Source organism: Pseudomonas sp. AC172 (assembly GCF_979258595.1).
Window position 1 is genome coordinate 4343591 of the sequence record NZ_OZ409868.1, and the last position, 13420, is coordinate 4357010.

Annotated in this window: 13 protein-coding genes; 1 reads left to right on the forward strand and 12 read right to left on the reverse strand. The window is 59.8% G+C overall.

Annotation, left to right across the window (positions count from 1 at the left end):
- Positions 1-56: 56 nt before the first annotated feature.
- The 7 genes from thiO to ACZ0A4_RS19605 are packed head-to-tail and all read right to left on the reverse strand — an operon-like array spanning position 57 to position 6822.
- Positions 57-1157, reverse strand: coding sequence for a glycine oxidase ThiO (gene thiO, locus ACZ0A4_RS19575; RefSeq protein ID WP_463576045.1), 1101 nt, complete (start codon positions 1155-1157; stop codon positions 57-59).
- A 58-nt stretch (positions 1158-1215) separates the two neighbouring features.
- Positions 1216-1617 (reverse strand): type IV pilin protein, encoded by a 402-nt coding sequence (locus ACZ0A4_RS19580; protein ID WP_463576047.1) that lies wholly within the window; start codon positions 1615-1617, stop codon positions 1216-1218.
- 15 nt (positions 1618-1632) lie between these two features.
- On the reverse strand, positions 1633-4716 hold the full coding sequence (locus tag ACZ0A4_RS19585; RefSeq protein ID WP_463576048.1) for a pilus assembly protein: 3084 nt from the start codon (positions 4714-4716) through the stop codon (positions 1633-1635).
- Complete coding sequence (locus ACZ0A4_RS19590) at positions 4703-5182, reverse strand: pilus assembly PilX family protein (RefSeq protein ID WP_463576050.1); 480 nt, start codon at positions 5180-5182, stop codon at positions 4703-4705. Before ACZ0A4_RS19590 ends, ACZ0A4_RS19585 begins: the two co-directional genes overlap by 14 nt.
- 10 nt (positions 5183-5192) lie before the next feature.
- Positions 5193-5906 (reverse strand): PilW family protein, encoded by a 714-nt coding sequence (locus ACZ0A4_RS19595; RefSeq protein ID WP_463576051.1) that lies wholly within the window; start codon positions 5904-5906, stop codon positions 5193-5195.
- A complete protein-coding gene (pilV, locus tag ACZ0A4_RS19600) occupies positions 5903-6352 on the reverse strand; it encodes a type IV pilus modification protein PilV (RefSeq protein WP_463576052.1) in 450 nt (149 codons plus the stop codon). Before pilV ends, ACZ0A4_RS19595 begins: the two co-directional genes overlap by 4 nt.
- A complete protein-coding gene (locus tag ACZ0A4_RS19605) occupies positions 6349-6822 on the reverse strand; it encodes a GspH/FimT family pseudopilin (RefSeq protein WP_463576053.1) in 474 nt (157 codons plus the stop codon). Before ACZ0A4_RS19605 ends, pilV begins: the two co-directional genes overlap by 4 nt.
- 130 nt (positions 6823-6952) lie before the next feature.
- Between ACZ0A4_RS19605 and ACZ0A4_RS19610 the strand changes: the two genes are divergently transcribed.
- On the forward strand, positions 6953-7507 hold the full coding sequence (locus tag ACZ0A4_RS19610; RefSeq protein WP_463576054.1) for a GspH/FimT family pseudopilin: 555 nt from the start codon (positions 6953-6955) through the stop codon (positions 7505-7507).
- Here ACZ0A4_RS19610 and ispH read toward each other — a convergent pair.
- The 5 genes from ispH to ribF form a co-directional block, all read right to left on the reverse strand.
- The gene (ispH, locus tag ACZ0A4_RS19615) at positions 7479-8423 is read right to left on the reverse strand and encodes a 4-hydroxy-3-methylbut-2-enyl diphosphate reductase (protein WP_007909838.1); all 945 of its coding nucleotides are present in this window, start codon (positions 8421-8423) and stop codon (positions 7479-7481) included. The genes ACZ0A4_RS19610 and ispH overlap by 29 nt on opposite strands.
- A gap of 160 nt (positions 8424-8583) precedes the next feature.
- Positions 8584-9021 carry an FKBP-type peptidyl-prolyl cis-trans isomerase gene (fkpB, locus tag ACZ0A4_RS19620; RefSeq protein ID WP_463577603.1) on the reverse strand — a complete coding sequence of 146 codons (438 nt, stop codon included), beginning with the start codon at positions 9019-9021 and terminating at the stop codon, positions 8584-8586.
- Positions 9022-9028: 7 nt separating this feature from the next.
- Positions 9029-9541, reverse strand: coding sequence for a signal peptidase II (lspA, locus tag ACZ0A4_RS19625; protein ID WP_007909836.1), 513 nt, complete (start codon positions 9539-9541; stop codon positions 9029-9031).
- Positions 9534-12365 (reverse strand): isoleucine--tRNA ligase, encoded by a 2832-nt coding sequence (gene ileS, locus ACZ0A4_RS19630; RefSeq protein WP_463576055.1) that lies wholly within the window; start codon positions 12363-12365, stop codon positions 9534-9536. The genes lspA and ileS overlap by 8 nt, the downstream gene beginning before the upstream one ends.
- A gap of 13 nt (positions 12366-12378) precedes the next feature.
- Positions 12379-13317: a bifunctional riboflavin kinase/FAD synthetase gene (gene ribF / locus ACZ0A4_RS19635; RefSeq protein WP_008078544.1), complete on the reverse strand. Its 939-nt coding sequence runs from the start codon at positions 13315-13317 to the stop codon at positions 12379-12381.
- Positions 13318-13420: the final 103 nt, after the last annotated feature.

Consider the following 13420-nt stretch of genomic DNA (forward strand, 5'->3'; position numbering starts at 1 on the left):
TGTGGGAGCGAGCCTGCTCGCGAAAGCGATCTACCAGACGCCAGAGAAATATCTGACTAAATCCGGCCTTCAGGTGCATACGGCGCCGGATCAATAATCGGCGCCCTTCCCAGCATCACATCGGCAAACAACTGACACGACGCCGGTGCCAGCACCAGCCCATTGCGGTAGTGCCCGCAGTTCAGCCACAACCCGTCAAACCCCGGCACCCGGCCAATGTAGGGAATCCCCTCCGGCGAGCCCGGACGCAACCCCGCCCAATGCCCGACCACCTCTGCATCCACCAGCGCTGGCAGCAACTCGACCGCCGAAGCCTTGAGACTTTCCAGTGCCACATCGGTTGGCGTCTTGTCGTAGCCTTCGTGCTCCAGCGTACTGCCAATCAGGATATGCCCGTCGCGACGCGGAATCGCATAACGCCCTTTGGCCAACACCATGCTCGGCAGAAAATCCGCCGCACACTTGTAGAGAATCATCTGGCCTTTGACTGGCTCGACCGGCAGCGTCAGGTCCAGCGTCTTGAGCAGATCCCCGCTCCACGCCCCCGCGGTCAGTACGACCTGATCACCGTTGATCACGCCCCTCGACGTCTCGACCCCAATAACTCGCCCGTTCTCGCGGACAAACCCGCTGACTTCGCACTGTTCGTGAATGGTCACGTTCGGCAGTGCCTGCAAGGCCGATTTCAGCGACTTGACCAGACGCGGATTGCGCACGTTGGCGACATCCGCCATGTAGATCGCCCGCGAGAAGCCGCCACCGAGCACCGGCACCGCATCATGCGCCGCCGAGATATCCACAGCCCGCAGCGGACGATTCTCTCGCTCGGCCCAGGCCAACGCTTCGACTTCATCGTCCAGATCGAGCCAGTACAGGCCGGTGGTGTGCACTTCAGGATCAACGCCAGTGTCGGCAAACAAACGCTCGCCCAGTTGTGGATAAAAATCCTGCGACCAGTGCGCCAGCGCCGTGACTGCCGGGCTATAGCGCCACGGATACAGCGGCGAAACGATACCGCCGCCCGCCCAGGACGACTCCTGGCCGAGGTTCGAACGATCGAGCAGCACCACGCTGCGCACTTCGGAGGCGAGGTTGTAGGCGGTCAGCAAGCCAATCACCCCGCCACCGACAATCACCACTTGCTGTTGCCTGGTCATGTTTGTTCCAACCGTAAAAAAAGACAGTGGGCGCAAAAGGCACCCGAAAGAAAGCGCCTCAGCGGCCCCAGCAATCCTTGGTGGTCAGCCCGGTAGTCGCGTTGTTCATGCTGCGGACACCGGTGTTGGTCAGGGTGAAATCCCCGCACTTGTCGGTGGCCATGGACGTGCCCGTCTTGCGGGTGGCGGTCAGCAGGAAGGTTTGGTCAGCAATGGTCGGGGTGATGGTGTAGAAATCATTGCCCGTGCTTAGTCCGGTGACATTGGTGTAGGTATTGTTTCGGGTGTAGAAGCGCTCGAGGGTCTGCGCCTGTTCGGAGAGCAAAGACACCACTTCGGCGCGACGGCCCTTTTTCAGGTACTCGGTATAGCTCGGTGCGGCGATGGTGATGACGATCCCGATGATCGCAATCACGATCATGATTTCGATCAGGGTGAAACCTCGGTTGGATCTACGCATGCCTCAGACTCTCGCTTACTGTATTTGTCGCCACATGATACGACGGCTGCCACCGCCGGACTTTTCCACCAGGGTCGTTATGCCGCCACTGGAGTCATTGACAATTTTGCGTGTGGCGCCGTTGACGATGGCATTCAGGGTGGGAATGCCGCCGGTGAACACCACACCACTGGAAATCGTGTCGTTGCTGTCGACCACGCCATCGGCGTTGGTGTCGAGCACCGCGTAGTTGAGCATCTTACCGCTGAACGCGTCGAGTTCGACCAATTTGCCGGTGCCGAAACTGGAACAGGGATCGGTTGTGTCGACGCTCGCCGTGGTGAAGATGATCCGCCCCAACACCAGACTCGCCTGATTGATCACCCGCTCCCCGGTCAAGGCGTTGTTATACACCAACGGCAAATACCAGCCTTTCTCCCCCGGATAGGTTGTGTCGTTTTGCGTCGTCGTCACGAACTGCCCGGAACTGCCGGAAAAAACCCCGGTGATCGCCTGAGCCTGCAGACTGCCGACGGTGAGCTGGCCCGAACCTCCGTCGGCATCCCACACCGAATAGAACGCCTGCAGATCCTTGTTGGTCTTGTCGGCGGTTTCGTTGAACTTGCCGGTGCCGACGAAAATCTGTTTGCCACCGAGCGCGTTGTCCGCCAGCAGCGGTTGCGCGGTGATCGGTTGAGTCGCCCCACCCACCGTCGTGAACAGCGGCTTGCCGGAAAATGCCACGCCCCAGCTGTCCGTCGATGTCGCGCTCAGATCGAATTTCCACAGGCGCCCTTTCAAGTCACCGCCATAAGCGGCCTGCACCACGTTCGAAGAATTGACCTTGAGCTTCACCGAGGACAAACCGTTGGTGGTTTCCGTGCTGTCGATGACGATTTTCTTGATCAGCGAACCATCTCGTACATCCAGCACATACAACGCTGCTACCCCAGAGTTGCTGCCGTAACCGTTAGCGATAAACGCCGCCCAGCGACCATCGGCCAAGCGTGCCACTTCCGGCCGCGCGTAGGCGTAACCCAGATCATTAAAAGCGTTGCCAGTGCTAGCTGTCACCGGAGCGCTGACTTCCCACAACGCACGCAAAACGTTACCCGCCGAGGCATCGAACAACTGCAACGCGTAAAAGCTTTTGCCACCGGCGCCCGTGCCGCCAATGGCCAAGGTCTTCCAGACGCTGTTGAGTTGCGCGTCATACACACCGACCTGGCCATCCACCAGATATTTGTGGCTGACACCGTTGATGTAATTCGGATCAGCAATCAGCCGAAGTGATGGCAGCACGCTGGACGGCATGTAGGCGTAACGTCGGCTGCCGTTGGCCGAGTTGATGACGTTGACGAAACCGTCATTGGCATTCACCACCAGACTGGCATTCATGTTCGCCGCTTTGGTGGTCAGGTAAGCGGTGTAGGTGGTGTCGCCCGACAGATCGGAGGCTGTCTTGTCCGTCGGCGAGGCCAGCACCAGCGGTGAATTGATGATGTCGCCCAGCAACACGCTGCGTACCTTGAGCCCGGTCTTGTTGGTGCCTTTGCTCCACTCCACCAGATCACTGCCGGAAATACCGGTGGGCAGGCCTTGGCTGAGCGTCGTCTGCTGGGGCGCGGAAAAATTACCGTAGGCCAGCGTAACGGCGGCGTTGCTTGTAGTGTTCCACGACTGATAGGTCGGTGCGGTCGCACTCGGTACGATAGTGGTGTCAGTGGTCCAGAGCACCGCAGAGGTATTCACCGCTCCGGATGCATTGAAGCCGAAGGACTTGATCGTGCCGCGCCAGTCCTTGGGGTCGTAACTGGTCTGAAAGTAACTGGTGCCGCTGGCCAGTGTGGTCCCGCTGGTCACGCCACTGCCGCCCGATCCCGCCTTGGAGGTGATGTCACTCAACGCCGACGACAACGCGGCGTTGAGCCCGGTGCTGTCAGTCGCCTGGTAATACCGGCCCTGCCCGTAACTGGCCGCGTCCGACAGCATGTCGTTGTCAGCGGTGAAGCCCACGGTATAGGTGTTCATATTCTGCTTGGGAAAATCCACCGCGTTCCAGCTCTTGCCCGCCGCGTCGGTACCGCTCGAGCGCATGTCGATATCGAACGCGAACTTGGCGATGTCATCCAGATACAACGTGTCCCCTTCGTTGTCACCATTGAGGTTGTTGCCGTCATTGTTAACGCCGTCCCAGTTCGGCAATCGACTGCCACCCAAAGGGTCGTTGGTCGGAAAGGTCCGGTCGAAGGTCGGCAAACCGTCGGTAATCACCACGCCATAGTTTTTCTGGCAGCGGTACTGGATCGGGCTGGTATAGGTCGCCGGAGTGCTGTTGTAGTAAGGCGCCATGCCGCGCATGTAGCGGGTGATTTCGTAATAGGTTTCGGCCAATGGCGTGTTGGCCACGGCGCTTAAACCATTGATCGATGAGATCAGCGCGTTGTAGTTGGTGTCTGCCTGAGCCTGAGTCACGCTGCCGGAAACCGGTGACAGATCGCTGATCGAGCGAGCGATGAAACCACCGTTACCGGAATTGTTGCTGGTGGCCGGGTTAAACGTCGATAGACCGATACGCAAGGTGCGGTTGCTGGTGACCAGCGCCGTCGAGACGTTACGCGCAACGTTGATCCGGTAGTCGTTGGGAATCGCCCCTGCGGTGAAATCTCGCGTGCCGTTGTTAATGGCCAGACTGACCACATAGGCAATGTAATCCCCGGAATACCGCGTGTTGCCGCTGCCCACCGGATCCGGCAGCTTCAGGCACAACGGCGCCAGGCTGTTGTTGTAAAACGCATAGGCACCGCCGGAGCAACCTGATGTCGGCAGACTCGACAAAAAGATCGTGTCGCCGGTGATCGCCGTCGAACTCAGACACAAGCCGAGCAATGCGTTGCACTGCCGCGCCGGCGTGCGGTCAACCGTGGGGTCGAATCCAGCCGCATAAATGATGCTGTTCATACTCCCTGAGTCGTCGATCAGCAGCATGACGTTGGGGGACACCGCTGCCGCACTCAACAGCGGCGAATCAGACGGCGTGAACGCATACGCCGGCGCCGCCAGGTAAAAGCTCATCAGCATGCCGAACACCAACGACTTATAGCGCTCAATACTTCGCATAGACACTCTCCACAACGCTACGCGAAGTGCCGGCGATGCCGACGGCCGTGACCCGATACAACGTCGCCGACGTATTGCTCGGCACATTCACTGCCGTGAGCGTGGTACCGATGTTCTGTACGCCGTAGAAGCCATTACCGGTCGCAATCCAGGTCACACCCGAGGTTGAGTTGAGCCCCGCCGCGCTGACCACCGATGACTCCGCAGGCGGAGCGCATTGCGTGGTCCCGCTGCAAACTGCGAGGGTGTAGCTGTCGAGTTGCACCGCACTCTCACCCACCCGCAACGCCGCCTCGGCAGTTTGGAACGACTGATTACGCAGACTCACGCTGCCGGCCATTTTTTCCTGCAGGTTGGCACTCTGCATCGACGACAGGCCTATCAACGTCAGCAACAACAGAAACACCAGACTGACCAGCAACGCCATGCCGCGTTGCGCTTGCCGGTCATGAAGAGAAACCCGCATCACCCAGCCCTCACTGCAAGCGGTTGCGCAAAGCGGCAACCACATTGAAGGTTTGCGTGGCGACCCGGCTGCTGGGGTCGGAGAGAGTCATGCTCAGGCGCACACTGCGAATGCGTGCCGGATCACTGGGGTTGGCGCTGTACGTCGAGGCCGCCACATCCGTCGCGGAACTGGCCAGACCAAAAGTGACGTTGAAAGCACTGACGTTGTTCACCAGCACCTGCTGGGTGGGCGTGCCGCTACCGGTGCCCATGAGAATCTGGTTGTTGCTGAAGCTGTAGATCAGACGCCGGATCGGGAAGGCAATCTGCCCGCTCGCTGGGGATCGCAAGCCGGTATAGGCCGTTGCACTGTTGCGGCAATCGGAGAGCACCGTCCAGGTTGGCGTGCCGCCGCCGCTGCCGATATCGGCGGTGACCAGCGTCAGTTTCAGATTGGCGTTGTCCCAATTTATCGGCGTGACCTGCGCAGCGTTGAAATCGCCTGCCGAGCTCGAATCGGTAATAGTGCCGAGACAACCGAACATCCCGACCATGCGAATTTCCTGAATCATTTTGCTCAAGACAAAACGCGCGTCCTCCTGCATCGCCGCGGCGCTGTTCTGACTGACGTAAGTGTTTTTCGCGGCGATGAAAATCTGCACGACGCCCAGCACGATGATCAAGCCCAGTGCGAGAGCAATCAGCAACTCGACCAGGCCGAAACCCCGCTGATGGCGCATCATGGTGTAGCCACCGGGTCGACAGCAGCGCGGCTGGTCAGGACAAAACTGCGCTGAGCGCTGGCGGTGTTGGCTGCCCGTGCGTCGCTCCAGTTGATCGTGATGGTGTAGACCCGTTGATTGAGGGTAATGCTGCCGGTCGCCGTCGGCCCGCCGAAATTGATGATATTGGTCGAAAAATCGTAGAGATCCTGATCCCGTGCAACGCTGAGATTGCCCGAGGTCGGTGGCGTAATGGTGTAGTCGGCGCCGGAGTTGGCGCGGATGCGGTCCATCATGTCGTAGGCGATGAAACTGGCCTGACTGGTCATCCTTGAGCTGTCGGTGTACTTCAGCGCATTCAGTTGCACCGCTGCTGCACCGAGCAGTCCGACCGTCAGAATCAGCAACGCGACCAGCACCTCGATCAGCGTCATGCCCTGCTGTGTGTATTGACTCCCTGCCCTCATCCGCAACTTCCACCTAATTGAATTCGTCCGTTCAAACACACGTTCAGCGTCCTGCTTTGCGTTCCCAGCGTGTAACTGATGACCACCGCCGTCGACGGTGCCGCCAGACCGCCGAGGTTGTTGAAATCCAGCGCGGTCACTCCTGAGGTTAGCGTCAGAGTTGCGCCGCTGCTCATCGCGGGAACAACCCGCAACACATTGGCCGGAGTGCCAGTACTGTCGTAGACCGATAACTCACCGGTCCAGACGCTGCCCCCGGCGGTCGGGCGCAGACGCAGGGTAGTGCCACGATCAATGGCTTCCAGGCGGGCGAAATTGATCGCGCGCTGCAGGTCGCCCATTTCGGTATCGGCCCTGCTGCCTTGTATCGAGCGGGTGAAGACTGGCACTGCCAGGGTAATCAGGATCACGAAGATCGCGAGTGCGACCAACAACTCGATCAGCGTGAAACCTTTTGTACGAAGATCCATCGATGTCTTCCGTTGCCGTCGGCTATACCTGCTTCTACACGCTAGAACATTCAACCGACCCGCGTCGGTTGATTTGCCCTGCCCGGCGCACGGAGCGCGCCGATCACCACATTCCACGGAGGGAGCTTTCATGCCGCAACAGGGTTTCAGCCTGATCGAACTGCTTATGGGACTGGCGATTGGCGCAATTGTTCTGCTGTTGGTCAGTCCGGCGTTTGCTACGCTCAGGGAATCGAACCAACGTGATCAGGCCGCGCAGTCGCTGCTCGACGGTATTCGCAACGCGCGAACACTGGCGATCACGCGCAATCAGAGCGTGGTGATTCACGGCATCAACGGCGACTGGAGTCAGGGCTGGCGAATCATTCTGGACATCAGCGGCAAGGGGCCGGAGGACAGCAGCAATCCGCTACTGGTAGAGCACGCGAGTGACGCCAAAGTACCGATTGTCGGTAATTGGTGGGTGCGTCGATATGTGCGGTTCGGCAGCCTGGGGCAGCCGCTGATGCCCGGACGAGCGTTTCAGGCGGGAACATTACATATCTGCTCGGCGCGCGAGCCGATCAGCCAGCGCCAGGTGGTGCTGGCGGCGACCGGTCGCGTGCGCCTGAACAGCAAAAGCGCTGAACAGGCGTTGTGTCAAAAAGCCAAAAGCCTCAAATTGAGCGGACGCGCAGCTCTTTAGGCATCGAGAACGTGATGTTCTCTTCACGCCCGGCCAGCTCATCGGCACCCGTAGCGCCCCAGGCCTGCAATTGCTGAATCACGCCACGTACCAGCACTTCTGGCGCGGAGGCACCGGCAGTTATGCCTATACGCTCAACGCCATCGAACCAGCTTTTTTGCAGATCTTCGGCACCGTCAATCAGGTAGGCCGGTGTGGCCATGCGTTCAGCCAGTTCACGCAGACGGTTGGAGTTGGAGCTGTTAGGGCTGCCGACCACCAACACCACGTCACACTCGTCGGCCAATTGCTTGACCGCGTCCTGGCGGTTTTGTGTGGCGTAGCAGATGTCGTCCTTGCGCGGGCCACCGATGGCGGGGAAGCGCGTACGCAGCGCATCAATGACGCGACTGGTGTCGTCCATCGACAGCGTGGTCTGTGTAACGAAAGCCAGTTTGTCCGGGTTATGCACCTGCAATTCGGCGACGTCTTTTTCGTCTTCGACGAGGTAGATCGCGCCGCCATTGCTGCCGTCGTACTGGCCCATGGTGCCTTCGACTTCCGGGTGACCGGCGTGGCCGATCAGGATGCACTCACGACCGTCGCGGCTATATTTCGCCACTTCGATGTGCACCTTGGTCACCAGCGGGCAGGTAGCGTCAAAGACTTTCAGGCCACGGCCAGCGGCTTCGGTGCGCACGGCTTGGGAAACACCGTGGGCACTGAAGATGACGATGACGTCGTCCGGCACCTGGTCCAGCTCCTCGACGAAGATCGCCCCGCGACTGCGCAGGTCTTCGACGACGAACTTGTTGTGCACCACTTCATGACGCACGTAGATCGGCGGCCCGAAGACTTCCAGAGCGCGGTTGACGATTTCGATCGCCCGGTCCACGCCGGCGCAGAAGCCACGGGGGTTGGCGAGTTTGATTTGCATGCTGTGCCTCGTGTCTTGCGCGCAAGAAATAGCGAAAACGGTTGAAAACATTGTGGGAGCGAGCTTGCTCGCGAAGGCAGTGTGTCAGACAACAGCTATGTTGAATGTCAGTCAGCATTCGCGAGCAAGCTCGCTCCCACATTTGACTTCATAGAGTCAGTCAGATCGCTTTAACGTTGATGATCTCGACGTCAAAGGTCAGCGTCTTGCCCGCCAACGGGTGATTGAAGTCGATGGTCACTTGCGTGTCGTCGAACTCTTTCACCACACCCGGCAGCTCAGTATTGGCCGCATCATTGAAGATCACCAGCAAACCCGGCGACAACTCCATGTCGGTGAACTGCGAACGCGGAATGATCTGAACGTTCTGCGGGTTCGGCTGGCCAAAGGCATTTTCCGGCTCGACGGTCAGCGTGCGCTTGTCGCCGGCCTTGAAGCCGAACAGCGCCGCTTCGAAACCCGGCAGCAGGTTGCCGTCGCCGACCTTGAAAGTCGCCGGAGCTTTGTCGAATGTACTGTCGACGGTGTCGCCGTTCTCCAGGCGCAATGCAAAGTGCAAAGTGACTTCCGTGTTCTGGCCGATGCGTTGCTCAGCCAATACCTGTTCAGTCATGAACGGCTTCTCCGGTCTTTTTACTTTTGAACATATCCAGTGCAAGCATCACCGCACCAACGGTAATGGCGCTGTCGGCGAAGTTGAACGCCGGGAAGTACCAGCGGTTCTGCCAGTGCACCAGAATGAAATCGATCACATGGCCCAAGGCAATGCGGTCATACAGATTGCCCAGCGCCCCACCCAGCACCAGCGCCAGCGCGACGGCCAGCCAGGTTTCGTTGCGGCCCAGACGCTTGAGCCAGACCACCAGCACCGCACTGACCACAATCGCGATCAGGGCAAACAGCCAGCGCTGCCAGCCGGAGCTGTCAGCCAAAAAGCTGAAAGCAGCGCCGGTGTTATAAGCCAGGGTCCAGCTGAAGTAATCGGGAATGATCACGATCTGCTGGAACATTTCGAGCTTGCCTTCGAAGTAGAACTTGCTGGCCTGGTCGATGACCAGAACCAGCAAGCTCAACCAGAGCCAGCTCAACCGTCCAAAACGGCCAACGGCATTAGGCATAGTGACGAACCTCGCCAGCGCCGCTGATGTTGTCGACGCAACGGCCGCAGATTTCCGGGTGCTCCGGGTTCACGCCAACGTCTTCACGGCAGTGCCAGCAACGGGCGCACTTCGGGAAGGCCGATTTGACGATCTTCAGCTTCAGGCCGCTGACTTCAGTCACTACTGCATCGGCTGGAGCCTGTACGAACGGCGCAACGCTGGCAGTCGAGGTGATCAAGACAAAGCGCAGTTCGTTGCTCAGCTTGGCCAGGTCGGCGCTCAGCGCGTCTTCGGCGTACAGCGTCACTTCGGCTTGCAGGTTGCCGCCGACGGCTTTCGCCGCGCGCTGGATTTCCATCTCTTTGTTCACCGCTACTTTGACCGCCATTACGCGTTCCCAGTAGTCGCGACCCAGTTCAACGTCGGCCGGCAGTTCGGTCAGACCTTCGTACCAGGTGTTGAGCATGACGGACTCATTGCGCTCGCCCGGCAGGTATTCCCACAGTTCGTCGGCGGTGAAGGCGAGGATCGGCGCGATCCAGCGCACCAGCGCTTCGGAGATGTGGAACAGCGCGGTTTGCGCCGAACGGCGGGCCTTGCTGTTGGCGCCAGTGGTGTACTGACGGTCCTTGATGATGTCTAGGTAGAAACCGCCCAGCTCCTGCACGCAGAAGTTGTGGATCTTCGAGTAGACGTTCCAGAAACGGTATTCGCCGTAGTGCTCTTGCAGCTCGCGTTGCAGCAGCAAGGTGCGATCGACCGCCCAACGATCCAGCGCGAGCATTTCTTCCGCCGGCAGGATATCGGTAGCCGGGTTGAAACCGCTCAGGTTCGAAAGCAGGAAACGCGCGGTGTTACGAATGCGACGATAGGCGTCCGCACTGCGTTGCAGGATCTGGTCGGAAACCGCCATTTCACCGGAGTAGTCGGTCGAAGCGACCCACAGACGCATGATGTCGGCGCCCAGGGTGTCGTTGACTTTCTGCGGCGCGATCACGTTGCCCAGCGATTTGGACATCTTGCGGCCGGCTTCGTCGACGGTAAAACCGTGGGTCAGCAGTTCGCGGTACGGCGCGTGATTGTCGATGGCGCAACCGGTCAACAGCGACGAGTGGAACCAGCCACGGTGCTGGTCGGAACCTTCCAGGTACAGGTCGGCACGCGGGCCGCTCTCGTGACCCATCGGGTGCGAACCGCGCAGGACGTGCCAGTGCGTGGTGCCCGAATCGAACCAGACGTCGAGGGTGTCGCTGATCTTGTCGTACAGCGGCGCTTCGTCGCCGAGCAGTTCGGCAGCGTCCATCTTGAACCAGGCTTCGATGCCTTCGACTTCAACGCGCTTGGCGACTTCTTCCATCAGCTCGACGGTGCGCGGGTGCAGTTCGCCGCTTTCCTTGTTGAGGAAGAACGGGATCGGCACGCCCCAGTTGCGCTGACGCGAGATACACCAGTCCGGACGGTTGGCGATCATCGAGTGCAGACGCGCCTGGCCCCAGGCCGGGACGAACTTGGTGTCTTCGATGGCTTTGAGCGAGCGCACACGCAGGGTTTCGCCGCTGGTTGGCTCTTTGTCCATGCCGATGAACCACTGCGCAGTCGCGCGGTAGATCAGCGGGGTTTTGTGACGCCAGCAGTGCATGTAGCTGTGCTCGATGACGGTGGTGTGCATCAGCGCACCGACTTCGGTGAGCTTGTCGACAATGGCCGGGTTGGCCTTCCAGATGAACTGGCCGCCGAAGAACTCCAGCGACGGCACGTACACGCCGTTGCTCTGCACCGGGTTGAGGATGTCGTCGTTGACCATGCCGTATTTCTTGCAGGTCACGAAGTCGTCCACGCCGTAGGCCGGAGCGGAGTGAACCACACCGGTGCCAGCGCCCAATTCGACGTAGTCAGCCAGGTACACCGGCGACAGACGGTCGTAGAACGGGTGACGGAAGTTGATCAGCTCCAGCTGTTTACCGGTAGTGGTCGCGATGACCGAACCTTCAACCCCATAGCGCGCCAGACAGGCTTCGACCAGCTCTTCAGCCAGTACCAGCAGCTTGTCGCCGACATCAACCAACGCGTAGTTGAATTCCGGGTGGACGTTCAGCGCCTGGTTGGCCGGGATGGTCCACGGGGTAGTGGTCCAGATCACGATCGAGGCAGGTTTGCTCAGCGACGGCAGGCCGAATGCGGCAGCGAGCTGGGCTTCGTCAGCGATCGGGAAAGCCACGTCGATGGTCGAGGACTTTTTGTTCTCGTACTCGACTTCCGCTTCAGCCAGGGCCGAACCACAGTCGAAGCACCAGTTCACAGGTTTGAGACCCTTGAACACGAAGCCGCCCTTGACGATTTCGGCGAGGGCGCGGATTTCGCCGGCCTCGTTCTTGAAATCCATGGTCTTGTACGGGTTGGCCCAGTCGCCCAGCACGCCGAGACGGATGAACTCGGACTTCTGCCCTTCGATCTGCTCGGTGGCGTAGGCACGGCACAGTTCGCGGGTCTTGTCCGCGCCGAGGTTCTTGCCGTGGGTCACTTCAACCTTGTGCTCGATCGGCAGGCCGTGGCAGTCCCAACCCGGAACGTACGGCGCGTCGAAACCCGACAGGGTCTTCGAGCGGATGATCATGTCCTTGAGAATCTTGTTCAGTGCGTGACCGATGTGGATCGTGCCGTTGGCATACGGAGGGCCGTCGTGCAGAACGAACTTCGGACGATCCTTGCCAATCTCGCGCAACTTTCCGTACAGGCCAATACTGTCCCAGCGCTGCAGGATCTGCGGTTCGCGCTGTGGCAGGCCGGCCTTCATTGGGAAGGCGGTGTCCGGAAGGTTAAGCGTGGCTTTATAGTCGGTCATTTAAGGCTCTTCATTAGCGATGGGCGCTAGGTGCGGCTAGTGCACGGGCGGTGGCGACATCCGCATTGATCGCCGTTTTCAATGCCTCCAGGGAGGCGAAGCGCTGCTCTTCACGCAGCTTTTGGTGGAAAACCACCGTCAAACGCCGGTCATACAGATCGCCGGCAAAATCTAAAAGATGGACTTCAAGGTGGGCCTTGCCATCACCTTGCACCGTGGGCCGCACGCCGATGTTGGCGACGCCGGGCCAGGTCTTGCCGTCGATATCGACATCCACCAGGTACACCCCGGTGAACGGCACGCGACGACGCTTGAGTTGAATATTGGCAGTGGGCGTACCCAGTTGCCGGGCCAGCTTCTGGCCATGCAGCACGCGACCGGCAATCCGGTACGGGCGGCCGAGCAAACGTTCGGCCAAGGCAAAATCGGCGGCGGCCAAGGCGTTGCGCACCTGCGTGCTGCTGACGCGAATACCGTCCAGCTCGACAGTTTGTGCCGCTTCAACGGTAAAACCGTGCATCTGTCCGGCCTGCAGCAGGAAGTCGAAATCGCCGAGGCGGTCGCAACCGAAGCGGAAGTCGTCACCGACCTCCAGATGCTGAACGCCGAGACCATCAACGAGGATGGTGTCAACGAATTCACTCGCGCTGAGTTTGCTCAGGCGCTGGTTGAACGCCAGACACAACACCCGGTCAACGCCTTCGGCGGCCAGCAGTTGCAGCTTGTCGCGCAACCGGGCCAGACGCGCTGGCGCGGTCTCCGGAGCAAAGAACTCCCGTGGCTGCGGCTCGAAAATCACCACGCAGCTGGGTACACCCAACTCGAGCGCGCGCTCACGCAGTCGGGCCAGGATAGCCTGGTGACCACGGTGAACACCGTCAAAGTTGCCAATAGTGGCGACGCAGCCCCGATGCTGGGGGCGCAAGTTGTGGAGGCCTCGAACCAGCTGCATAACGCGCTTCTTGCTCATAAAGTGGTCGATTATAACCACACCCGACGGTCGACGACAGGCAACACCGTAACGCAAAGTGAACGAGCCGACAAAACTGCCGGCC

What these genes read in the sequence shown, in the direction of transcription:
- thiO (WP_463576045.1), bottom strand. Translation starts at nt 1,157, where the DNA reads ATGACCAGGCAACAGCAAGTGGTGATTGTCGGTGGCGGGGTGATTGGC.
- ACZ0A4_RS19580 (WP_463576047.1), bottom strand. Translation starts at nt 1,617, where the DNA reads ATGCGTAGATCCAACCGAGGTTTCACCCTGATCGAAATCATGATCGTG.
- ACZ0A4_RS19585 (WP_463576048.1), bottom strand. Translation starts at nt 4,716, where the DNA reads ATGCGAAGTATTGAGCGCTATAAGTCGTTGGTGTTCGGCATGCTGATG.
- ACZ0A4_RS19590 (WP_463576050.1), bottom strand. Translation starts at nt 5,182, where the DNA reads ATGCGGGTTTCTCTTCATGACCGGCAAGCGCAACGCGGCATGGCGTTG.
- ACZ0A4_RS19595 (WP_463576051.1), bottom strand. Translation starts at nt 5,906, where the DNA reads ATGATGCGCCATCAGCGGGGTTTCGGCCTGGTCGAGTTGCTGATTGCT.
- pilV (WP_463576052.1), bottom strand. Translation starts at nt 6,352, where the DNA reads ATGAGGGCAGGGAGTCAATACACACAGCAGGGCATGACGCTGATCGAG.
- ACZ0A4_RS19605 (WP_463576053.1), bottom strand. Translation starts at nt 6,822, where the DNA reads ATGGATCTTCGTACAAAAGGTTTCACGCTGATCGAGTTGTTGGTCGCA.
- ACZ0A4_RS19610 (WP_463576054.1), top strand. Translation starts at nt 6,953, where the DNA reads ATGCCGCAACAGGGTTTCAGCCTGATCGAACTGCTTATGGGACTGGCG.
- ispH (WP_007909838.1), bottom strand. Translation starts at nt 8,423, where the DNA reads ATGCAAATCAAACTCGCCAACCCCCGTGGCTTCTGCGCCGGCGTGGAC.
- lspA (WP_007909836.1), bottom strand. Translation starts at nt 9,541, where the DNA reads ATGCCTAATGCCGTTGGCCGTTTTGGACGGTTGAGCTGGCTCTGGTTG.
- ileS (WP_463576055.1), bottom strand. Translation starts at nt 12,365, where the DNA reads ATGACCGACTATAAAGCCACGCTTAACCTTCCGGACACCGCCTTCCCA.
- ribF (WP_008078544.1), bottom strand. Translation starts at nt 13,317, where the DNA reads ATGCAGCTGGTTCGAGGCCTCCACAACTTGCGCCCCCAGCATCGGGGC.